Source organism: Pseudomonas sp. CNPSo 3701, assembly GCF_028674975.1.
Lineage (GTDB): Bacteria > Pseudomonadota > Gammaproteobacteria > Pseudomonadales > Pseudomonadaceae > Aquipseudomonas > Aquipseudomonas straminea.
Genome location: NZ_JAQZSI010000005.1, coordinates 1 through 22,098 on the forward strand (window position 1 = coordinate 1; position 22,098 = coordinate 22,098).

The 22,098-nt window shown below is 62.5% G+C and carries 22 protein-coding genes; 10 read left to right on the plus strand and 12 right to left on the minus strand.

Annotated features, from left to right (window positions below):
* Positions 1–475 precede the first annotated feature (475 nt).
* The 4 genes from msrQ to ilvC all read right to left on the minus strand — a co-directional run bounded on the left by msrQ (position 476) and on the right by ilvC (position 4,153).
* Positions 476–1,093, minus strand: a complete 618-nt coding sequence (gene msrQ, locus PVA39_RS16620; protein ID WP_274125004.1) for a protein-methionine-sulfoxide reductase heme-binding subunit MsrQ — start codon at positions 1,091–1,093, stop codon at positions 476–478.
* Positions 1,093–2,106 carry a protein-methionine-sulfoxide reductase catalytic subunit MsrP gene (msrP, locus tag PVA39_RS16625; RefSeq protein WP_274125005.1) on the minus strand — a complete coding sequence of 338 codons (1,014 nt, stop codon included), beginning with the start codon at positions 2,104–2,106 and terminating at the stop codon, positions 1,093–1,095. Before msrP ends, msrQ begins: the two co-directional genes overlap by 1 nt.
* Positions 2,107–2,168: 62 nt before the next feature.
* Entirely contained in the window at positions 2,169–2,984 is an 816-nt protein-coding gene (pssA, locus tag PVA39_RS16630) for a CDP-diacylglycerol--serine O-phosphatidyltransferase (protein ID WP_274125007.1), read from the minus strand.
* 152 nt (positions 2,985–3,136) lie between these two features.
* Positions 3,137–4,153 carry a ketol-acid reductoisomerase gene (gene ilvC, locus PVA39_RS16635; protein WP_013789974.1) on the minus strand — a complete coding sequence of 339 codons (1,017 nt, stop codon included), beginning with the start codon at positions 4,151–4,153 and terminating at the stop codon, positions 3,137–3,139.
* Between the two features lie 127 nt (positions 4,154–4,280).
* Between ilvC and ilvY the strand changes: the two genes are divergently transcribed.
* Positions 4,281–5,159 (plus strand): HTH-type transcriptional activator IlvY, encoded by an 879-nt coding sequence (gene ilvY, locus PVA39_RS16640; RefSeq protein WP_274125008.1) that lies wholly within the window; start codon positions 4,281–4,283, stop codon positions 5,157–5,159.
* A 58-nt stretch (positions 5,160–5,217) separates the two neighbouring features.
* Here ilvY and ilvN read toward each other — a convergent pair whose 3' ends face one another.
* On the minus strand, positions 5,218–5,709 hold the full coding sequence (ilvN, locus tag PVA39_RS16645) for an acetolactate synthase small subunit (protein WP_013789972.1): 492 nt from the start codon (positions 5,707–5,709) through the stop codon (positions 5,218–5,220).
* Position 5,710: 1 nt separating this feature from the next.
* Positions 5,711–7,441 carry an acetolactate synthase 3 large subunit gene (locus PVA39_RS16650; protein ID WP_274125009.1) on the minus strand — a complete coding sequence of 577 codons (1,731 nt, stop codon included), beginning with the start codon at positions 7,439–7,441 and terminating at the stop codon, positions 5,711–5,713.
* 484 nt (positions 7,442–7,925) lie between these two features.
* On the opposite strand from PVA39_RS16650, the gene PVA39_RS16655 reads away from it, so the two are divergent.
* The gene (locus PVA39_RS16655; RefSeq protein WP_274125010.1) at positions 7,926–8,366 is read left to right on the plus strand and encodes a DUF4124 domain-containing protein; all 441 of its coding nucleotides are present in this window, start codon (positions 7,926–7,928) and stop codon (positions 8,364–8,366) included.
* Positions 8,367–8,379: 13 nt separating this feature from the next.
* Here PVA39_RS16655 and PVA39_RS16660 read toward each other — a convergent pair whose 3' ends face one another.
* Genes PVA39_RS16660 through mrcB form a run of 3 tightly spaced genes read right to left on the minus strand, consistent with a single transcriptional unit; the run spans position 8,380 to position 11,786 of the window.
* Positions 8,380–8,712, minus strand: a complete 333-nt coding sequence (locus tag PVA39_RS16660) for a YqcC family protein (protein WP_093505135.1) — start codon at positions 8,710–8,712, stop codon at positions 8,380–8,382.
* A complete protein-coding gene (locus PVA39_RS16665) occupies positions 8,709–9,455 on the minus strand; it encodes a tetratricopeptide repeat protein (protein ID WP_093505137.1) in 747 nt (248 codons plus the stop codon). The genes PVA39_RS16660 and PVA39_RS16665 overlap by 4 nt, the downstream gene beginning before the upstream one ends.
* Before the next feature lie 12 nt (positions 9,456–9,467).
* Positions 9,468–11,786, minus strand: coding sequence for a penicillin-binding protein 1B (gene mrcB, locus PVA39_RS16670; RefSeq protein ID WP_274125011.1), 2,319 nt, complete (start codon positions 11,784–11,786; stop codon positions 9,468–9,470).
* A 117-nt stretch (positions 11,787–11,903) separates the two neighbouring features.
* On the opposite strand from mrcB, the gene PVA39_RS16675 reads away from it, so the two are divergent.
* From PVA39_RS16675 to PVA39_RS16690, 4 genes are all read left to right on the plus strand, one after another.
* Complete coding sequence (locus PVA39_RS16675) at positions 11,904–13,457, plus strand: bifunctional aminoglycoside phosphotransferase/ATP-binding protein (protein WP_274125012.1); 1,554 nt, start codon at positions 11,904–11,906, stop codon at positions 13,455–13,457.
* Between the two features lie 67 nt (positions 13,458–13,524).
* Positions 13,525–13,881, plus strand: coding sequence for a pentapeptide repeat-containing protein (locus tag PVA39_RS16680; RefSeq protein ID WP_274125013.1), 357 nt, complete (start codon positions 13,525–13,527; stop codon positions 13,879–13,881).
* 88 nt (positions 13,882–13,969) lie between these two features.
* Positions 13,970–14,236, plus strand: a complete 267-nt coding sequence (locus tag PVA39_RS16685) for a TfoX/Sxy family protein (protein WP_274125014.1) — start codon at positions 13,970–13,972, stop codon at positions 14,234–14,236.
* 145 nt (positions 14,237–14,381) lie between these two features.
* Entirely contained in the window at positions 14,382–15,173 is a 792-nt protein-coding gene (locus tag PVA39_RS16690; protein WP_274125015.1) for a Crp/Fnr family transcriptional regulator, read from the plus strand.
* Between the two features lie 540 nt (positions 15,174–15,713).
* Here PVA39_RS16690 and PVA39_RS16695 read toward each other — a convergent pair.
* Complete coding sequence (locus PVA39_RS16695) at positions 15,714–16,904, minus strand: multidrug effflux MFS transporter (RefSeq protein ID WP_147176817.1); 1,191 nt, start codon at positions 16,902–16,904, stop codon at positions 15,714–15,716.
* Positions 16,905–17,075: 171 nt separating this feature from the next.
* On the opposite strand from PVA39_RS16695, the gene PVA39_RS16700 reads away from it, so the two are divergent.
* Positions 17,076–17,693, plus strand: a complete 618-nt coding sequence (locus tag PVA39_RS16700; protein ID WP_274125016.1) for a TetR family transcriptional regulator — start codon at positions 17,076–17,078, stop codon at positions 17,691–17,693.
* Here PVA39_RS16700 and PVA39_RS16705 read toward each other — a convergent pair.
* On the minus strand, positions 17,677–17,895 hold the full coding sequence (locus tag PVA39_RS16705; RefSeq protein ID WP_093505151.1) for a heavy-metal-associated domain-containing protein: 219 nt from the start codon (positions 17,893–17,895) through the stop codon (positions 17,677–17,679). The two genes, PVA39_RS16700 and PVA39_RS16705, sit on opposite strands and share 17 nt — an antisense overlap.
* Positions 17,896–18,036: 141 nt before the next feature.
* Here PVA39_RS16705 and PVA39_RS16710 point away from each other — a divergent pair, with 141 nt between their 5' ends.
* From PVA39_RS16710 to cueR, 3 genes are all read left to right on the plus strand, one after another.
* Complete coding sequence (locus PVA39_RS16710; RefSeq protein ID WP_274125017.1) at positions 18,037–18,423, plus strand: hypothetical protein; 387 nt, start codon at positions 18,037–18,039, stop codon at positions 18,421–18,423.
* 272 nt (positions 18,424–18,695) lie between these two features.
* Positions 18,696–21,077, plus strand: coding sequence for a heavy metal translocating P-type ATPase (locus tag PVA39_RS16715; protein ID WP_274125018.1), 2,382 nt, complete (start codon positions 18,696–18,698; stop codon positions 21,075–21,077).
* 4 nt (positions 21,078–21,081) lie between these two features.
* Positions 21,082–21,516, plus strand: a complete 435-nt coding sequence (gene cueR, locus PVA39_RS16720) for a Cu(I)-responsive transcriptional regulator (RefSeq protein WP_274125019.1) — start codon at positions 21,082–21,084, stop codon at positions 21,514–21,516.
* Here the strand turns inward: cueR and PVA39_RS16725 are convergent.
* Positions 21,480–22,088, minus strand: a complete 609-nt coding sequence (locus PVA39_RS16725; protein ID WP_274125020.1) for an HAD family hydrolase — start codon at positions 22,086–22,088, stop codon at positions 21,480–21,482. The genes cueR and PVA39_RS16725 overlap by 37 nt on opposite strands.
* Between the last annotated feature and the right edge of the window lie 10 nt (positions 22,089–22,098).

A 22,098-nucleotide genomic window follows, 5' to 3' on the forward strand; every position in this document is an offset into this window, starting at 1 on the left:
CGAGTGTTACTTGTGATGCTGATAATCTTGCGATCAGTCAGTCTTAACTCACAAGCACCCACACGAATTGCTTGATTCAGTTGTTAAAGAACGTTTGGCCGAGGCTTTCTTCTCAACCGAGGCGCGCATCTTACAGCACCCTCATTTGCTGTCAAGTTGTTTTTGAAGAATTTTTTCTTTCTTCTCAACACCTTGCAGCGCCCGACCAGATCATCTTCTCTCCAGCGGGAGGCGCATTCTACAGCGTTACAAACCGCTGTCAACACCCTCTTTTACCGCCTTCGATCAACCTGACCGAACCATCAACAGAACCACTCAAACCACCCTGTCAATGCCGGCGCATTCTACTCGAATTCGCCGCCCGTGCAACCTTTATTTTCGTCTAACTCGTTGATCTACAAGGAGTTTTCAGATCAGGCTGCGCCGGAAGTGGTGCGCATTATAGGCCCCCACAAACTCAGGTCAAGGGGTTATTTCATTTTCCCTGAACTTTCTGCCCTACCCCGCCGATGCGCGGGATTCTGCGCATCAAAGCGGGAATGCGCAGTAGCAGCAACAGCGCACCGATGACGGCGTAAACCGTCCACTCCTCCAGATCCGCGCGGACGATCCACAACATATGCAGCAGAGCGAGCGGCAGAATCAGGTAAACAAGGCGGTGCAGCTTCTTCCAGGACTTACCCAGGCGCCGCTGGCTATAACGGTTTGAAGTCAGAGCGAGGAGCAGCAAGCCGAACAACGCGATAGCCCCAACAATAATGTAAGGCCGCTTGCGCAGCTCCACGGCCAACTGTGACCAATCCAACCCCAGGATGAATACCGCATACGCCGCCAGGTGCAAAACTCCATAGGCGAAACACCACAGGCCAAGCTGCCGGCGCACCGCCATCCAACCCGACCAGCCACTGAGCTTCTGCAAAGGCGTCATGCTCAGGGTGATCAATAGAAGGATGAGCGCGCCCAACCCGAGGCGCTCGACCAACACCTTGCCTGGATCGGGCCCCAGGGCAAACGACCAGGCCTGATACAGCCAATACAGCGGCCATACGGCGACCAGCACGAAAACGAAAAGACGCCAGAACGGATGCCGCATCAATAGTTCTTCCGCAGATCGAGATTGCTATAAAGACTAGCGACCTCATCGGCATAGCCGTTGAACATCTGGGTCTCGCGCACGTTGGGGCTGAACAGCCCACTAGGCAGACGGCGCTCGCGCGCCTGGCTCCAGCGCGGATGGTCGACGGTGGGGTTTACGTTGGCATAGAAGCCGTACTCCTGGGCCGCAATGCTTTGCCAGGTGGTCTTCGGCTGTTCGCTGACCAGGCTGATGCGCACGATCGACTTGATGCTCTTGAAGCCGTACTTCCATGGCACCACTAGCCGCAGCGGCGCACCGTTCTGATTGGGCAGTTCGCGGCCGTACATACCAACGGCGAGGATTGCAAGCGGATGCATGGCCTCATCCAGACGCAGCCCCTCCACATATGGCCAGTCGATCAACGCGAAGTTCGAGCGCTGCCCCGGCATGCTCTCGGGATCCTTAAGGGTTTCGAAACGGATGTATTTGGCTGCCGAGGTCGGCTCGACCTTATCAAGCAGCGCAGAGATGGGAAAGCCGATCCACGGAATCACCATCGACCAAGCCTCGACACATCGCAGCCGGTAGATGCGCTCCTCGAGCTGATATGGTTTGAGGAAGTCCTCCAGCGCATAACGCCCCGGCTTACCAACCTCACCATCGATCACCACGGACCAGGGCTCGGTTTTCAAGCTGCCGGCGTTCGCCGCCGGATCGGACTTGTCGGCGCCGAACTCGTAGAAGTTGTTGTAGTGGGTCGCATCCTGGAATGGCGTGATCGCCTCATCCTTGACGGCGACCGCATTCCACTTGGTCGCAGCGATACGCTTGCCCAACCAGTCCGGCGCGTTGCCGACCTCGACTTCGGCATAACGCTCGCCGCCAGCAGATTGCGCCCAGGCGGGCATGCTGCTCAGCGCCACCCCGGCTACGGCAGCGCCCATAAAGGTGCGACGGGAGAGATAGATGGATTCGGGGGTGACATCCGATTCATTGCATTCGGATGACTGACGCAGCTTGATCAGCATAGTGACTCCGCAGTATCGGGACAGGCCTGCCCAATAGACTACGGAGTCTGCAGGAAATTACATCACTCCACTGGCTTGCGACGACGCAAACGCAGCAAATACTGAATCGGGCCCGAAGCGGCATAGGCCAGGAAGATCAGCAGCAGGATGCGCGGAGGATCGCTGAACACCACGGCGAACACCAGTACCACGGCCAGAATGGCCACGAATGGCACACGGCCTTTAAGATCGAGGTTCTTGAAGCTGTTGTACTTGATGTTGCTGACCATCAGCATGCCGGCAGCCGCAACCAGAATGGCGACCACGAACGACATGTTCGAGCCCTGAATACCGAAGTCGCTGAAGGCCCACACGGTACCTGCGACGACACCAGCAGCGGCCGGGCTGGCCAGGCCGATGAAGTAGCGCTTGTCGACACTGCCGATCTGCGTATTGAAGCGCGCCAGGCGCAGTGCTGCACCGGCCACATAGATGAAGGCGACCATCCAGCCGACCTTGCCCATGCTACCCAGCGCCCATTCGAACGCCAGCAGCGCCGGCGCGACACCGAAGGCAACCATGTCGGACAGCGAATCGTACTCGGCGCCAAAGGCGCTCTGGGTATTGGTCAGACGGGCGACGCGGCCGTCCAGACCATCCAGCACCATGGCCACGAACACCGTGGCAGCCGCCACGTAGAAGTTGCCGTTCATGGCATTGATGATGGAATAGAAGCCGGCGAACAGGTTCGCGGTGGTGAACAGATTGGGCAGCAGGTAGATACCGCGATGGCGCACCTTGCGCCCCTCGTCGTCATGCCCTTCCTCAATATGCTCGTCGATGGGCAGTAAGCTGTCATCGTCCCGGGACGAATTGGGCTCTTGCGGACGCTCGCTCATGAACAACACCTTGCATCGGATTTAAATTTTCGACCGGGCCACCGGGCAAGTGTTCGCCCTACATTGGCCTGGCTACAGGGCTTTATACCAGAAGCCCCGTTCCAGAACGAAAAAACGCGGCCAGGGCCGCGTTCTTCGTGGATCGATGCGACTCAGTTCTTGGCTTTGTCGACGATCTTGTTGGCAGCGATCCACGGCATCATGGAACGCAGTTGCTCACCGATCACTTCGATACCGTGGGCAGCGTTGTTACGACGCTTGGCGGTCATCGACGGATAGCCGGTGGCGCCTTCGCTGATGAACATCTTGGCGTACTCACCGTCCTGAATGCGCTTGAGGGCATTGCGCATGGCCTGACGGGATTCGGCGTTGATGACTTCCGGGCCGGTCACGTACTCGCCGTATTCGGCGTTGTTGGAGATCGAGTAGTTCATGTTGGCGATACCGCCTTCGTACATGAGGTCAACGATCAGCTTCAGTTCGTGCAGGCACTCGAAGTAGGCCATTTCCGGCGCGTAGCCCGCTTCGACCAAGGTTTCGAAACCGGCTTTGACCAGCTCGACGGTACCGCCACAGAGAACAGCCTGCTCGCCGAACAGGTCGGTTTCGGTCTCGTCCTTGAAGGTGGTTTCGATGATGCCGGTGCGGCCGCCGCCAACGCCCGAAGCGTAAGACAGGGCGACGTTCTTGGCATTGCCCGAAGCGTCTTGGTAAACGGCGATCAGGTCAGGGATGCCGCCGCCTTTGACGAACTCGGTGCGAACGGTGTGGCCCGGAGCCTTCGGCGCGATCATGATCACGTCGAGGTCGGCACGCGGAACGACTTGGTTGTAGTGGATCGAGAAGCCGTGGGAGAACGCCAGGGTGGCGCCCTTCTTGATGTTCGGCTCGATTTCGTTCTTGTACAGAGCGCCCTGGAATTCGTCCGGGGTCAGGATCATTACCAGGTCGGCAGCGGCGACGGCGGAAGCCACGTCGGCAACTTTCAGGCCGTGAGCTTCAGCCTTGGCAACGGTAGCAGAGCCTTTACGCAGACCGACGGTGACGTCGACACCGGAGTCCTTCAGGTTGCACGCCTGAGCGTGGCCCTGGGAGCCGTAACCGATGATGGCAACTTTCTTGCCTTGGATGATCGAGAGGTCACAGTCTTTGTCGTAATAAACTTTCATGTTCTTGGCTCTTGTGTATCGAAAGGGATGGGGTGCCAGAGCACCGCGACAGAGCCACCTTAAGTGATTCGCCCCATTGCGTAAAATGATATATTCGCAATACTGCATGCCGGTATATGAAACACAAATGGATACTCACGCACTCAGCCTTTTTCTCTCACTCGCTGACAACCTGCACTTCGGCAAGACCAGCCGCGAGCAGCATGTCAGCCCTTCTGCTCTGAGCCGCAGCATCAAACAGCTCGAGGATGAAGTCGGAGCACCGCTGTTCGTGCGCGACAACCGCTCGGTGCGCTTGACCCGCGAAGGCCAGCAATTTCGCGAATACGCCAGCGACGTCATGAATGGCTGGCAGGCCATCCGCCAGACCTTCAAGCAGGATCAGCTGGTGCTGCACGGTGAGCTGTCGCTGTACTGCTCGGTGACGGCGAGTTACAGCTTCCTTTATGAAATTCTCAGCAGTTTCCGCCAGGACTACCCGCGCATCGAAATGAAGCTGCACACCGGCGACCCGGCCAAGGCCGTCGAGCGAGTGCAGCAAGGCCTGGAAGACTTGGCCATCGGCGCCCGTCCGGACAATTTGCCTGCTGGCGTTGAATTCCAGTCGATCACCCGCTCGGCGCTGCGCTTCATCGGCCCGCAATCACCGCAGTTGCTCAGCGAAGAACAGCTGAAGAATCCCGGCGCAGACACCTGGCAGGACGTGCCACTGATTCTCTCGGAGGAAGGCCTGGCACGAACACGCACCGACCGCTGGCTGAAGCACCACAACATCAAGCCACGTATCTATGCCCAGGTCAGCGGCAACGAAGCCATCGTCAGCATGGTCAGTCTGGGCTTCGGTATCGGCGTGGTGCCGCAAATCGTGTTGGACAACAGCCTACTGGCCGCACGCATCCGGCTCTACGACATCCAGCCGCCGCTGACCGAATACGACATCGGTCTGTTTGCCCTGCAAAAGCGCCTCAAAGATCCGCTGATCGCTGCCTTCTGGAACCGTCAGTAACGAAATCCAGGCATAAAAAACCCCGCACGTGGCGGGGTTCTTGGTTGGAGCGATGCGATCAGATGCTCAGCACCTTGTCGCCGCGGGCGATACCGGTGACACCACTGCGTACGGTTTCCAGGATCAACGCAGTGCCGATGGCCTGGATGAAGCTGTCCAGCTTGTCGCTGGTACCAGCCAGTTGGATGGTGTACACGCTCGGCGTCACGTCGACGATCTGCCCACGGAAGATGTCGGTGGTGCGCTTGACCTCGGCGCGCTGGGCGCCAGTGGCCTTGACCTTGACCAGCATCAGCTCGCGCTCGATGTGGGCGTTTTCCGACAGGTCCACCAGTTTGACCACCTCGATCAGCTTGTTGAGGTTCTTGGTGATCTGCTCGATGGTGTCGTCATGACCGATGGTGGTCAGCGTCAGACGCGACAGGGTCGGGTCCTCGGTTGGCGCCACGGTCAGGCTTTCGATGTTGTAGTTGCGTTGGGAGAACAGGCCGACCACGCGTGACAGGGCTCCCGGTTCGTTTTCCAGCAGCAGGGAAATGATATGACGCATGTCAGGTACGCTCCGTCTTGCTCAGCCACATGTCGCGCATCGCGCCACCACGAATCTGCATCGGGTAGACGTGCTCACTGGTATCCACGGCGATGTCGAGGAACACCAGGCGATCCTTGATCGCGAACGCCTCTTCCATCTTCGACTTGAGATCCTTGAGGTCGGTGATGCGCATGCCCACGTGACCATAGGACTCGGCCAGTTTGACGAAGTCAGGCAGCGATTCCATGTAGGAGTGCGAGTAACGGCTGCTGTACTGCATGTCCTGCCACTGGCGAACCATGCCCAGCGCGCCATTGTTAAGGTTGATGATCTTCACCGGCAGGTCGTACTGCAGGCAGGTCGACAGCTCCTGAATGTTCATCTGGATACTGCCCTCGCCGGTCACGCAGGCGACATCGGCATCCGGGAAGTTCAGCTTGACACCCATGGCGGCCGGGAAGCCGAAGCCCATGGTGCCCAGACCACCGGAGTTGATCCAGCGATTCGGTTTGTTGAAGCGATAGTACTGGGCTGCGAACATCTGGTGCTGGCCCACGTCGGAGCTGACGTACGCCTCGCCCTTGGTGACTTCGCACAGCGTCTCGATCACGGTCTGCGGCTTGATGATGCTGCCGTCGCCCTCGTTATAAGGGAACAGGCGGCCGCCACCGCGCCACTCGTCGATCTGCTTCCACCAAATGGCCTGGGATTCCTTGTCCGGTGCCTGTTCGATTTCCTTGAGGGCGGCGACCATTTCGGTCAACACGCTGTCCACCGGGCCAACGATCGGGATGTCGGCCTTGACGGTCTTGGAGATCGACGCCGGGTCGATGTCGATATGGATGATCTTGGCGTTCGGGCAGAACTTGGCAGCGGTCTCGCCGTTGATAACGCGGTCATCGAAGCGCGCGCCGACGGCCACGATCACATCGGCGTGATGCATGGCTAGGTTGGCGGTGTAGCTGCCGTGCATGCCGAGCATGCCGACGAACTGACGGTCATCGCCCGGGTAGGCACCCAGCCCCATAAGGGTATTGGTGACCGGCACGTTGAGGGCACGGGCCAGTTCGGTCAGTTGCGCCGACGCGCCGCCGAGGATCACGCCACCGCCGGAATAGATGATCGGGCGCTTGGCCGCAACGAGCATTTCCGCCGCCTTGCGAATCTGCCCCGAATGGCCACGCGCGGCCGGGCTGTAAGAGCGCAGCTTGACCTTCTTCGGGTAGCTGTATTCGAACTTCTGGGTCGGATCGCCCATGTCCTTGGGGATATCGACGACCACCGGGCCCGGACGGCCGGACTCGGCCAGGTAGAAGGCCTTCTTGATCACTTCGGGGATTTCCGAAGGATGCTTGATGATGAAGCTGTGCTTCACGATCGGGCGGGAGATGCCGACCATGTCGACTTCCTGGAAGGCGTCGGTGCCGACCACGGTGCTGGCCACCTGACCGGAGATGATCACCATCGGGATCGAATCCATGTAGGCGGTGGCGATACCGGTCACGGCGTTGGTCGCACCCGGGCCGGAGGTCACCAGTACCACGCCGGCCTTGCCGGTGGCACGGGCATAGCCGTCCGCCATATGAGTCGCAGCCTGCTCATGACGAACCAGGATGTGGGTCACTTCCGGCTCTTTGAACAAGGCATCATAGATGTGCAGGAGGGCACCGCCCGGGTACCCATAGATGTACTTAACGCCTTCGTCACGCAACGAGCGGACGACCATTTCAGCGCCGGATAAAAGCTCCACGTTGTTCACCTCTATTACGCCAGAAAACCGCCCTTTTGCAGGGTCGGCCCGAGTAGGTTTACTGCCAGCAGAGCATGAGCGACTGTGGTCGCCGACTACGTCAGCTACTACTGAGCAAGTATTGGGACTGCCCCAGATGTGTTGCGGGGCTTTCCCACCCAGCGCGAGGTAACGCGTTGCGGGTGTAACGAAAGGTCGGCGCGGGTAGCGCCTCATGTCTACTGAGCTGAAGCCAGCTTGCGGCTGGCCCCACTACAGCGAGCAGCCGATTGTTGATATTCGCTGACGGCAAGTCAAGCGATGCGTGCCGGAATATGCAATATCCGGCAACAACGCCGCCCGCGTGCACGCCGATGCGAAAGCGGCGCCGATGTGAAACAGACCAGACTGTGCCGAACACCGATTGGTTATAGTGGCGGCCTGCGTTGCATCTTCACGCTGCCCGCACTTCAATCAGTCGATGTACCCTGCATAAGGAAACGCCATGCGCCGCATGATTCTCACCAGCAGTCTGCTGCTCGCCCTGAGTGCGAGCGCCATGGCAGCACCGATCTACAAATGGGTCGACGCTCAGGGCGTTACCCACTTTGGCGAGCAGCCGCCACAGGGCCAGCAATCGACCACGGTCAATCCGTCGGCAGCGCCACCTGCCTCCGCCACGCCAGAAGCGAAACCGGCGCCGACCTTCGACGCTATCGCCGACCCCGAGCAGGCCGCGGCCGATGCCAAGGTGAAGCAGGAAGTGGCGGCTCAGGAAGCCCAGCGCAAGAAGTACTGCGAGACCCAGCGCAACAACCTGGCGCAGCTAGAGAATAACCCACGAGTGCGGGTGGAAGACGGCGGGGAAATGCGTCGCCTGGGCGAGGACGAGCGCCAGAAGCGCATCGCCAACGCCAAGCAGGCGATCAAGGATAATTGCCAGTAAACAGTAGCGGGCCCTAACGGCCCGCGCTGATCAGCCGGTCGAAGTCGCCCAGCGCCTTGAGCAGCGCGGCGGCCTCGTAATTGTCGGCACCATAGACCTGTTCGGCCATGGGCAGGATGCCCGACACGGCCGGCAGGTCAGCGCCCGCTTCGATGATGACCTTCATGCGGGGCAGGAATATCCACTGCAGCCACTGGGAAAAATCCAGGGTGTCGACGCAGAACGGCTGCTCGCTGGACAGCGCTTCCACGCTCGGCGCGCAAGCTTCCCACAAACCCTGAACTCGCAGCGCCCGCTCGATCAGCAACAGCTGATCGGCAACCAGGGCAGACGACGCAGCACTCACAGATTGACCCGAGCCCGCTCGCGAGCCTGGGAAGCACCAGCGGCGTCGCCTTGCTGCTCACGGGACTTGGCGATCAGCTGCCACAGGCTGGCTTGCAGCGCCGGGCGGCCATTGGCGTAGCTCAGGCCACGACGGGCGAACTGCTCGGCCTGGGCAGCGTCACCCTGGGCCAGACGCACTTCAGCCAACCGATACAGAACCTGCGGCTCACGTGGGGCGATACGCTGGGCGCGCTCCAGACTGGACGCGGCGCCATTGAGGTCACCACCGGTCTGTTGCTGCTGGGCGCTGGTCAGCAGCGCCAGCACAGGGCCATCGAGCTGCTCGTCGGCCGCCAGACCGCCACCAGCGTTACCGCTGGGAATGCCGCTTGGCGTCGATGACTGGGATGGTGCCGAGTTGCCGTAATTGGGCGAACCCAGCGGCTCGCTGCTCAGCGGTGGCTCGTCGAAGGTCAGGCCACCGCTGTTGGCAGGCGCACCGGCCGGGGCCGAGTAGGTGTCGATCGGCGCCGACGAAGGCGCGCCGCCGCCCGGCACCATCACCACCACGCCGGAATCCTCAGGCATGGACTGCGCCTGCTGCTGTTGCTGCGGCGCATTGTTGTAACCACCGCCTGGGCGGTCGTCCTGCTCGTAAGCCGAACTACCGGAATCCACAACCGGGATGGAACCACGCGGAACGCTGGCACAGCCACCCAGAACCACCGAGGCGGTCAAAACGGGAATCAACCACTTGCTCACGGCAAACCTCTCTTATTCCAACCAGCCTTTCACCCAGTCCATCACCGAGTCGACGGGCGCCTGAATACCACAACCTGTGCCCGGTGCCGGTTCGCTGCCGCGAATATACGGCATCTGTACGGCACCCGGACAATTCTGCGCCGAGCCCTGCCCGGTCGCTGCATCCACCCAAGCCATCACCACGTTATCCGGCACCGGCATGTCCAGCGGCAGCGGGTCAGCGCGCCGCATGAAACCGGTCCAAGCCTGCAGCGCGCCGGTCGCGCCGGTGAACGGCGTCGGGCCGTTGTCGTCACGGCCCATCCACACCACGGCCAGCAGATCCTGGCTGAAGCCAGCGAACCAGCTGTCACGCGAGTCATTACTGGTACCAGTCTTGCCTGCCAGGGTCAGCGAACTTGGCAATTGGCTGTAGACCGAGCGGCCGGTGCCTTCGCGCATGGTGCGCTGCATGGCGTTCTGCAGCAGGTAGATGGCACCAGCGTCGAAACGCTGTTGAATCTGATACGGATAACGCTTGAGCGGTTCGCCCTCGGCGGTCAGCACGCTGCGGATACCGCGCAGCGGCGTATTGAAGCCGCCACTGGCGATGGTCTGGTACATACCCGTGACTTCCATCGGGGTCAGCGCACCAGCACCCAGCAACATCGACGGATAAGCCGGCCACTGGCGAGACACGCCCAGGCGCTCGAGGGTTTTGAGCACATTTGGCACGCCCAGTTCCAGGCCGAGTTTGGCGGTGGAAAGGTTGTAGGAATGCGCCAGGCCCTGATACAGGTAAATGCTGCCGTGGGCCTTGCGATCGTAGTTCTGCGGCTTCCATACCTGGCCGTCCTGGCCCTTCACCGAGAAGGGTTCATCCTGCACGCGAGTGGTCAGGGTGTACTGGCTCGGACGCTCCAGGGCCGTCAGGTAGATGGCCGGTTTGATCAGCGAGCCAATCGGACGAACAGCGTCCAAAGCGCGGTTGAAGCCGGCGAAGCGTGCCTGACGGCTGCCGATCAGCGCCTGGATCTCGCCGGTTTCCGGATTGGTCACCACCATGCCGGCTTCCACCTCGTCGGCGCCCTTGCGGCCGGCCTGACGCTTGAAGGTATCGGCCAGGGCCTCTTCGGCCTTGATCTGCAGGATCGGATCGAAACTGGTGAAGATGCGCAGGCCTTCCTCGGTCAAGTCTTCGTCGCGGTAGTCCTGGCGCAGCTGACGTTTGACCAGATCCAGGAACGCCGGGAACGAGCCATTGGCCATGCTGCCGCGTTGGGTCACGCCCAATGGACGTGCCTTGGCGGCGGCCGCCTCTTCGGGCGATACCACACCCTGCTCGGCCAGCAGGTCGAGGATCATGTTACGGCGATTCAGCGCCCGCTCCGGGTTGCGGCGCGGGTTGTAGTAGGTCGGCCCCTTGACCATACCGACCAGCAGCGCCACCTGATCGAGCTTGAGCTCGGACAGCGGCTGGCTGAAGAAATACTGGCTGGCCAGACCGAAACCATGCACGGCGCGCTGGCCGTCCTGACCGAGGAACACCTCGTTTAGGTAGGCTTCGAGGATTTCGCGCTTGTCGTAGTGTAGCTCCAGCAGCACCGCCATCATCGCTTCGGTGATCTTGCGGGTCAGGCTGCGCTCGTTGGTCAGGTAGAAGTTCTTAACCAGTTGCTGGGTCAGGGTGCTGCCACCCTGACGCAGCTGGCCGGCCGAGGCGTTGATCCAGATGGCCCGGGCGATGCCCTTGGGCGATACGCCGAAGTGTTCGAAGAAGTCGCGGTCCTCGACCGCCACCAGGGTTTCCACCAGATAGGCCGGCACCTGATCGAGCTTGATCAGCACGCGGTCTTCCTGATGCGCCGGATACAGGCCGCCAATCAGCATGGGTTCCAGGCGTGCCACGGCCAGGTCCTTGCCGTCGGATTTGGTCAGCGAGGCGACGTAGTCACCGGAGAAGCGCACATTGACCTGTTGGGCCGGCTCGGCACTCTCGTAGAACTGGAAGCCGCGCGAATAAAGCGACACGTTATTGCCGGAAACGGCCACGCCGCCAGGACCATCCACGGCACTTTCACGGCGATAGCCCAAGGCGTCGACTTCCTTGAGCAGGTCGTCCTTGGCCAGCTTCTGGCCGACGAACAGCTCAAGTGGCCGGGCGTAGACCTTGGCCGGAACGGTCCAGCGTTTGCCGGAGAATTTCTCCTGGACGATGGCATCGAGGTAAACCGCAAAACCGGCGAACAGCACCAGGCCGACCAGGCCGAGCTTTACAGCCCAGCCCAGCAAGGGGCGCATGCCACGGGGGCGGCGTTTGGAACGGGAGCGGGAAGATCGGGTACGAGTCATGGCGCGGCATTATACGCACTTTGCGAAGCGCCGGCAGCGACCGCCAGCGGTTTGCAGTCCGCAAGCTAGGGCCCATAATGCGCGCCTGTTCCCACTTCTAGAAGCCAAGGATCGCCCGTGAGCCAAGCCCTCATTACCGCCTTGCAGAACCCGGCCCTTTATCCGCATCCGGTGAGCGGTTTCAGTGTCATCGAGACCCATATTTCCTGGGTCGTGCTGACCGGTCCCTTCGCCTACAAGATCAAGAAGCCGGTGAATTTCGGCTTTCTCGACTTCACCTCGCTCGAAGCACGCAAACACTTCTGCGAGGAGGAGCTGCGCCTCAATCAGCGTTTGACTCAGGACCTGTATCTGGAGGTTTTGCCGATCAGCGGTAGCGCCGAGGCCCCGCTGATGGGCGGCGCCGGCCCAGCATTCGAATACGCCCTGAAGATGCGCCAGTTCCCTCAGGAACAATTACTGGCCCAGGTGCAGGCGCGCGGCGAGCTCAATGAGTCGCATATCGACGCCCTGGCCAAGCAGATCGCCGACTTTCACGCTGACACCCCCGTGGTCGCGGCCGACCACGAGTTGTGCAACGCCACCGCCATCGTCGCCCCGCTGCGCCAGAACTTCGAGCAGATCCGCCCGATGCTCAGCGACAAAGCCGACCTGCAGCAGCTCGATGCCCTGGAAGCCTGGACCGAGAGCAGCCTGGAGCGCCTGTGGCCCGAGCTGGAAGCGCGGGCGCGTGACGGCTTCATCCGCGAGTGCCACGGCGACATCCACCTGGGTAACGCCACCCTGCTGGACGGTCGCGCCACGCTGTTCGACTGCATCGAGTTCAACGAGCCCTTCCGCTTCACCGACATCGCTCTGGACACTGCCTTCCTGGTCATGGACCTTGAAGACCGCGGCCTCAAATGCCTGGCCCGCCGCCTGCTCAATGGCTGGCTGGAGCACACCGGCGATTACGGTTCGCTCAAGCTATTCAACCTCTACAAGACCCACCGCGCCCTGGTGCGTGCCAAGGTCGCGCTGTTCCGCCTCGGCCAGGAGCAGGACGCCGTGCAGCGCGCGGTGATCCTGCGCCAGTACCGCGCCTACGCCAGCCTCGCCGAAAGCTACAGCGCCATCCCCTCGCGCCTGCTGGCGATCACACGTGGCGTCTCGGCTGTCGGCAAGAGCCAGGTGGCGCTGCGTTTGGTCGAGGCTCTGGGTGCGATTCGCATCCGCTCCGATGTCGAGCGCAAGCGCATGCTCGGTCAGCAAATCGGAAACGAGCTCAATGGCGGCATCTACAGCCAGGACGCCAGCGAGGCGGTATATCAACGCCTTAACGACTTGGCCGAACTGACCCTGCACGCCGGCTATCCGGTGGTGCTCGACGCCACCTTCCTGAAGCGCCCACAGCGCCAGGCGGCGCAGCGCATTGCAGATGAAACCGGCGTACCTTTCCTGATCGTCGACTGCCAGGCGCCGGATGCTGTGCTCGCCAGCTGGTTGCAGCAGCGTCAGGAGGAAGGCAGCGATCCGTCGGATGCCACCCTGGCGGTGATCGAGGCGCAACGCGCTAGTCAGGATCCACTGGAAGACGCCGAACTCCCCTACTGCAAGCGCGTCGACACGCCGGATGCCGCCAGCCTGGCGGAGCTGGTCAGCGCGGTGCGCCAGCGCTTTCCGAGCCTCTGACGGCCGGCCAGCGGCGCGGTAAAGCTCTTCTATACTGGCAGTAAGCCTCCCTCGGATGACTGCCACCATGAGCCAACCGCACCAGCTGGACACCCCGCTCTACCGCCTGCTGCACAACGACGACGTCGCCGCCTTCAACCAGCAACGCCCCCTGGGCGAGCCCATCGACCTGCGCGGCGGTGACTTCCGGGGCCTCGACCTGCGCACCCTCGACGCCACGGGCATCGACTTCACCGACGCCTATTTCCGCGGCGCCGACCTGCGCGGCGTGGACTTTCGCAACGCGCAGCTCGAAGGCGCCAGCATCGCCCATGCGCAGATCTCGGGGGCCTATTTCCCGATCGAACTCAGTGCGGACGAAATCCTCATGTCGATGAATTTCGGCACCCGGCTGCGCTACCGCACCCATCCCAACCATCAGTAGCAGCCTGTAACGCGCTGCCTGCGGCAGCACGGTCAGACAGCACTACACTTTGCGGGAGCGGCCAGCGACAGGCCGCCGAGGAGGCGGTGTGAACGACGAATTACAGACCCTCAAGAACCTCGGCAAGACTTCCTCGCAATGGTTGCATGCGGTGGGCATCCACAATGCCAGCGACCTGCGCCGCCACGGTGCGGTCGAGGCCTATCGGGCGGTGCGCGCCCGCGGCTTTCGGGCTTCCAAGGTGCTGCTGTATTCCATCGAGGGCGCGCTGCTCGACATTCACTGGAGCGAGCTGCCGATCACCCGCAAGGAAAGCCTCAATTTGCAACTGCAAGCTATCGCCAGCGATGGTTGAATCAATCGACTTCGCAGGGTCAACCTGCTCTGGAACAGGCGCTGGTTCACAAGCCCCAGCGAGACCGATTTACCTGGAACGCGGCGGGTATTATCGTTTCAGGGATTTTCGTGCGCACCCAGCATGAGCCGCCCAAGGAACCGTCATGTATCTACTCGGGGAACAACCGGCCTACGCCGACCAACTGATCAGCCGCTTGCAAAGCATCCCCGGAAAACTCCTCGACGGGCTCACCCCCTGCGGTGAGCCGCTGCAGATCGAGCGCAGCGAGAACCTGGCGGCGGACCTGCCTAGCAATCAACTGTTCATCATCGACAACGGCCTCCTGCATGCACTGGTTGACGAGCGCCCGCTGTTCTACCTCCAGGAGGGTGATCTGGTAGGGCTGCGTCAGGGCATCGACCTGCCGAGTTGCCGCTATACCAGCGACGAGCCGCTGACCTTGATCCCCTACTCGCGCAGTGACGTGTTCAAGCACATCTATGCCGAAGAAGCGCGCCAGGAGCTGTTCATCCAGTACCTGGTCGGGCATACCGCGCTGCTGTCCGATGCCCTGGCGCGCATCAAGCAGCCCGAGATCCGTCCGGCCACCGGCTTCAAGCATTTCGCCCAGGGCGACGCGCTAATCAATCAGGGCGACGAAGCCGACCACGTATTCATCATCATCGACGGCCATGCCGAGGCTTTCGTCGACGATGTGAAGGTCGGTGATGTACAGAAGGACGAGATCTTCGGCGCCATGGCGGTGTTCACCAACGAGAAACGCAGCGCCACCGTGCTGGCCAGCCAGCCCTGCACCGTGATGGTAATTCCCAAGGATCAGTTCCTCAGCCTCATGGAAAGCAACCCGCGCATCGCCCACAGCCTGGTGGAAAGCATGGCGCGGCGCATCGACCTGCTGAACAAGGAAATCACCGGGCTACGCCAGCCGAGCTGACAATCAATGCGTTTATCGAGAACCCGGCCATGCGCCGGGTTCTGTCTTTTGGAGCGCCGGAAACGCTATGGCGGTGATCGCCGAAAATAATTTCCAATCAGCGATTGACTATGTAATGAGAATTGCTATTATTTACATCAGCTGATCGCGAGATCGGCAGATAAGCTAAAGAGACCTTAGGTCGGACTCTTCAGGTTATCTCCTCATCAGGCTAATCACGGTTATTGACCCGGCACTTTGCCGGGTCTTTTTTTGCCTGGTGTTTTCTCAGGAATCTCATTGGCGGCAACCCGTCGCCTAATTGAGCGGCGACATGGCAACCACAGGAACACTGGCTAGACTGCTCCCACGCCCACTGGGAGGGGCATCCAGATTTGCACGATGCAAGGCCCGCTTGGCGCCTGCTGGCAGATGCGCCTGGGCAAACATCAGATCAGTTTTCGTAGCGAAGAAGAAGCGCGCCAGTTCGTGGCGACCTTGCAGGCGCGGGTGCAGGCGCCGCACCCGCTTCCGGCCGAACAGCGCCTGACGTGCCGGGCCTCAGCCGTTCGGGTGGCCGGCGCTTCGCTCCGCCCAACGGGTGAACAGCGAAGCACTGACCGCCAGCACGCCGCACCCCGAGATGACCAGGGCCATAGGCACTGCGCTGCCGTCATGCAGTGCGCCAACCAACGAGGCCGCGCTCGCCGCGATGGTGAACTGCAAACTGCCCATCAGCGCGGATGCGCTGCCAGCGTGACGGCCTTGCCCGGCCATCGCGCAGGCCGAGGTATTGGGCAGCAGAATGCCCAGCGAAGCGATGCAGCCGAACAGCGGGACCATCAATGGCCACAGCGCCTTTGGCCCGATCCACGCCAGCACCAGCAAAGTGGCGCCGCAGGCCAGGTAGAACCAGACGATCCGCCGCGCCCAGTAGGCAGGCCCGTGCCGCGCCACCAGCCAGGCATTCACCTGGGCGGCGAGAATGAAACCTGCGGCGTTGGTGCCGAACAGCCAGCCGTAATGCTCGGCCGGTACGCCATAAAGCTGGATGAACACGAAAGGCGAGCCGGCGATGTAAGCGAACATGCCGGCAATCGCCAGGCCGCCGGTCAGTGCATGACCGATAAAGGGCAGGTCGCCGAACAGCCGCCGGTACTCGCGCAGAGCGCCGCTCAACGGCGGCGGCTGAATGCTCGGGCTGAGGGTTTCCGGTAGCCAGCGGCCGAGGGCGAACAGGCAGGCGGCGCTGAACAATGTCAGGCAGATGAAGATCGACGGCCAGCCGAACAGGTTCAGTAACAGCCCACCGGCTACCGGCGCAAGGATCGGCGCCAGGCCCATCACCAGCATCAGTTGCGAGAACACCTTGGCGGAGCTGATCGGGTCGCACAGGTCGCGCACCACCGCGCGGGAAATCACCATCCCCGCGCAACCGCCCAGGGCCTGGACGAAACGTGCAGCGATCAGCCATTCAAGGCTCGGTGCCAGGGCGCAGGCCAGTGACGCCAGGGTGAACAGCGACACGCCGACCAGAAGCGGCGTGCGCCGGCCAAAACGGTCGGCCAGCGGCCCGTAGACCAATTGCCCGATGGCAAGGCCGGCGAAATAGGAGGCTAGCGAGAGCTGTACATGTTCGGTGTCAGTGGCAAACGCTTGCGCCAGCGCGGGGAAGCTGGGCAGGTAGAAATCGATGGCCAGTGGGCCGAAGGCGCTGAGCGCGCCAAGAATCAGTAACAGGCGAAGCGGCATTGGCAAGGTACTCGACAGGTGTCCCACCTCGGGATGAATGGAAAGCGAACGCGGCGCGCGTCGAAAGCAGGTGAGACGTGCGCAATTACATACAAGTTCGTCTGTAAAACAAACATCGGCTGCAAAAAATAATTACACTCGCAGCTTCCTGAACCGATTGATCCCTGTCGTATGCGCCGAACCAAAGAGCAAGCCGAGCAGACCCGCACCTCCATCCTGGCCTCCGCCGAAGTGCTGTTTCTGGAGAAAGGCGTCGCTCATACCAGCCTCGAACACATCGCCAAGCACGCCGGTGTCACCCGCGGCGCGGTGTACTGGCATTTCCAGAACAAGGCCCACCTGTTCCACGACATGCTCAGTCAGGTCCGCCTGCCACCTGAACAACTGGCCGGCCGCCTGCAGGAAGACCAGGCCAATGGCCTGCAATCCCTGCATGCGCTATGCGTCGAAGGTATCGCCGGCATCGCTAAAGATGAGCAGAAGCGGCGCATCTTCACCATCCTGCTGCATCGCTGCGAATTCACCGAAGAACTGCGCGAAGCCGAAGAGCGGCACGATGCCTTCGTCAATCAGTTCATCGCCCTGTGTGAAGGCATCTTCGCGCAGCCCGCCACCATGAGGAGGCTGCGCCCTGGCATGACGCCGCGGCTGGCAGCCCGTACCCTGCACGCGCTGATCGTCGGCATGCTCAGCGACTGGCTGCGCGACGACAAGCTGTTCGATCCGGTGCAGGACGGCCCGGTGATGTTCGACGGGCTGTTCCGCGGCCTGATCAGTGACTGGTCTTAGCCGCTGGTACCGCTTCGGCCTTGTAGCCTTCGTTAATGATTGCCTCGAGTACCTGATCGACCGGGTGCGTGGTATGCACGCGCACCTCGCCGGCAGCCAGGTCCACCTGCACCTGCGCCGCACCATCGACTGCCTGGACGGCGCCGGTGATCGCCCGCTCGCAGTGCGCGCACGTCATGCCTTCAACCTTGAATATCTGCATCGTCTTCTCCTCAGCCCGTAGGCGCTGATTGGGGGTGCCGGCGAGTATCGAGCTTGCCCTCGTGGCAAGGTCAACACGCGGCTTGTTGAACCCGCCAACCTCAGCCAAGCTCAGATCACTCAACCATCCTATGGTCTGACCATGCGCCACCTTCTGTTCTCACTATTTCTCGCCCTACCCCTGCAGGCACTCGCCCAGGTACTGCCGTCGCACACCACCATGGGCGACGGCTACGCCGTGCTGATCATTTCCCGCGAACGCCTGGAGGTCGCCTCGCCCTGCGAATTCGGCGTGTACCTGCAGGATCAGCTCGCCGCCCGCCTGTTCCAGGGCCAGTCGGTATCGTTCAACCTGCCGCCCGGCGATGTCTCCGTGCGCCTGGCCATGATCGGCACGGAAAGCTGCCAGGCCGGCATCACGCCTCTGGACAGCCAGCGCCTGGTTCTGCAGGCCGGCGAAATCCGCCGCTACCGCATCGCCCTCAATACTTCCGGCCCCTACTTGACGCCTGCGCCCTCCAGCCAGTGATCCAAGAGCCTGCTCAAAGTCTCGCGAGCTAGAGCAATGCAAGGCCTAGGCGGCCCCGCAAAAACAGGCGAGGACCATTCGGAGTCGCGCTCGACTTTACGAGCTGTAAATGAGCAGTCCGACTGGGCTGGCATTCCAGCCTGTTTTTAACGCCGCAGTGCCGACGCGCAGCAGGCTTTGAACAGGTTCTAAGACAGTTGCAGCAGGGCTTGACCTTGCCCATATGGCAAGGTTGATCCTGTAGGCATCTGTCAGGCATCACGGAGGCCACCATGTCCAGCTTCGATCTGCCGATTCGCGGCATGACCTGCGCCAGCTGCGCCGGCCGGGTCGAGCGCGCCCTGCGCGGCGTGGCCCAGGTCAGCGACGCCAGCGTCAACCTGGCCAGCGAGCGGGCACGGGTACAAGCACCGGCAGAGCAACTGCCGGCGCTGGTGGCTGCGGTGGAAAAGGCTGGCTACGAAGTACCAGGACAGACACTGGATCTGGCCATCACCGGCATGACCTGCGCCAGCTGCGTAGGGCGCGTCGAGCGGGCACTGAGCAGGCAGCCCGGCGTGCTCTCGGCGAGCGTCAACCTGGCTACCGAACGCGCGCGACTGCAAGTGCTGCCGGGCACCGATACCCAGGCGTTGCTGAAGGCAGTGGATGCCGCGGGCTATTCGGCCAGTACGCAGGAAATGAACACCGACAAAGACGACAGCGCCGAGCGCCAGTTACGCAAGGAACGCTGGCGGCTGGCACTGGCCCTGCTGCTGGCCGCGCCGCTGGTGCTACCCATGCTCCTCACGCCCCTTGGCGTGCACCTGATGCTGCCGGCCTGGGCGCAGTTCCTGCTGGCCACGCCAGTGCAGTTCATCCTCGGAGCCCGGTTTTATCGCGCCGCCTGGCACGCGTTGCGCAGCGGCGCCGGCAATATGGATCAGCTGGTCGCCCTCGGCACCAGTGCCGGGTATGGCCTGAGCCTCTATCAATGGACGATCACCCCGCCCGGGCAGATGCCGCACCTGTACTTCGAAGCCTCGGCAGTGATCATCGCCCTGATCCTGCTCGGCAAATACCTGGAGAGCCGCGCCAAGCGCCAGACCACGGGTGCCATTCGCGCCCTGCAGGCGCTGCGCCCGGACGAGGCGACGCGCCTGCAAGGCGGTGTCGAACAGCGGATCGCGGTCAGTACGCTGAGCATCGGCGACCAGATCGTAGTCCGGCCCGGCGAGCGCTTCGCAGTCGACGGCAAGGTGTTGGAAGGCCACAGCCACGCCGACGAGGCACTGATCAGCGGCGAAAGCCTGCCTCAAGCCAAGGCGCCGGGCGATCAGGTGACCGCCGGTGCGATCAATGGCGAAGGCCGCCTGCTGATCGAGACCACCGCCCTCGGTGCGGAAACCGTGCTGGCGCGCATCATCCGCCTGGTCGAAGACGCCCAGGCCGCCAAGGCGCCGATCCAGAAACTGGTGGATCGGGTCAGCCGGGTATTCGTGCCGGTGGTCCTGCTGATCGCCCTGCTCACCCTGATCACCTGGCTGGCCATCGGGGCAGGTATCGAGCAGGCGCTGCTTAACGCCGTCGCCGTACTGGTGATCGCCTGCCCTTGCGCCCTGGGCCTGGCGACGCCCACGGCGATCATGGCAGGCACCGGTGTGGCCGCCCGCCACGGCATTCTGATCAAGGACGCCGAAACCCTGGAAGTTGCCCATGGCGTGACCGTGGTGGCCTTCGACAAGACCGGCACCCTGACCTCCGGCACACCGCGGATCGCGCACCTGCAAGCCGTCGGGATCGATGACCAACAAGCGCTGCGCCTGGCCGGCACGCTGCAACAAGGCAGTGAACACCCACTGGCCAAGGCCGTACTGCTGAGTTGCCAGGAGGCTGGCCTGGCACTGACCACGCTCGGCAACAGCCAGGCTCTGGCCGGCCGCGGCATTGCTGGAGAAGTGGAAGGTCGCAAGCTGCTGCTCGGTAACCGCCGTCTACTGGAGGAAAGTGGCGCCGCCGAGCCAACTGAACTGGCAGAATCCGCACGGCGTTGGGAGGCAGAAGGACGCACGCTCTCATGGCTGATCGAACAAGGCGACGCTCCACGGGTGCGGGCCTTGTTCGCCTTCGGCGATACCCTCAAGGACGGTGCCCAGGACGCTATCGCCTCTCTCAAGGTCCGGCATATCGACAGCCACCTGATCAGCGGCGACAACCCGGGCAGCGCCGGGGCGGTTGCCCGCCAGCTGGGTATCGAGTCGGTGCATGCTCAGGTGCTACCAGCGGACAAGGCGCGTATCGTCCGCGAGCTGAAGGCCAATGGCGTGGTGGCCATGGTCGGCGACGGCATCAATGACGCCCCGGCGCTAGCAGCGGCGCATGTCGGCATCGCCATGGGTGGCGGTACCGACGTAGCCATGCAGGCGGCCGGCATCACCCTGATGCGCGGCGACCCGCGCCTGGTGCCCGCGGCCTTGGATATCGCCAGGCGCACCTATGCCAAGATCCGCCAGAATCTGTTCTGGGCATTCATCTACAACCTGGTGGGTATTCCCCTGGCGGCTTTCGGGCTGCTCGACCCGATGCTCGCCGGCGCGGCCATGGCGCTGTCGAGCGTCAGCGTGGTGAGCAATGCCCTGCTCTTGAAAACCTGGCGCCCGCATTTCGAGGAGTAACGCGATGAATATCGGTCAGGCGGCCAAGCACACCGGACTCAGCGCCAAGATGATCCGCTACTACGAAGCCATCGGCCTGCTGCCCAGTGCCGGGCGCACAGAGAGCGGCTATCGCCAGTACGGCGACGACGACCTGCAGCGCCTGCGCTTCATCCGCCGCGCCCGCGATCTGGGTTTCTCGCTTGCCGAGTCCGGCCGGCTGCTAGCCCTGTGGCACGACCGCGAGCGCGCCAGCGCCGATGTGAAGGCCCTGGCGGTGGAGCATATCGAGGCACTCAACGGCAAGATCGCCGAACTCGAAGCGCTGCGTGACACCCTGCAAACCCTGGTCGATCACTGCCAGGGCGACAATCGCCCCGACTGCCCGATCCTCGAAGACCTGCAGGCAGGCAGCAGCTGCTGTCAGCCTGCTGCTGCGGCGCCCAGCGCCAGACGCTGAAGCGCCGCGCAATCGGCGACGAAGTGATCGGTCAGCTCCGGCCAGGGATTGCTCGGCAGGTTGACCAGCACCGTAGCAGTGCCGGCGGCGCGGCCGCTGGCCAGGTCGTGGCGGTGATCGCCGACCATCACCATGTCCTGGGGGGCGACCTGCCAGCGGTCGGCCAGGTGCAGCAGGCCGCCGGGGTCGGGCTTGGGCGGCGCCTCGTCCCGGCCGAGGATGTCGGCCGGCGCGAAGCAGTCGTCCACGCCGATGGCCTGCAAGGTCAGCAGTGCCAGCTCACGGGCGTTACGAGTGAGAATGCCCAGGCGCAGACCGCGGGCATGCAGGCCACGCACCAGCGCCACGGCACCAGCCGCCGGGCGTGAGGCCACGGCCAGCTCGCGCTCGTGCTCCAGCAACCAGGCGTGCTTGGCCTTCGACACCTCGGGCGGCAAGGCGGCCAGGTGATGGAGGATGTCGTCTTCGGGCGGGATGTCCAGCGCCGCGCGGATGGCGGCGAAATCGTGCACGGCAATGGTCAGGGTGCCGTCCATGTCAAACACCCAATGGGTATAGCGCTGCAGGCTCATCGCCCCTCCG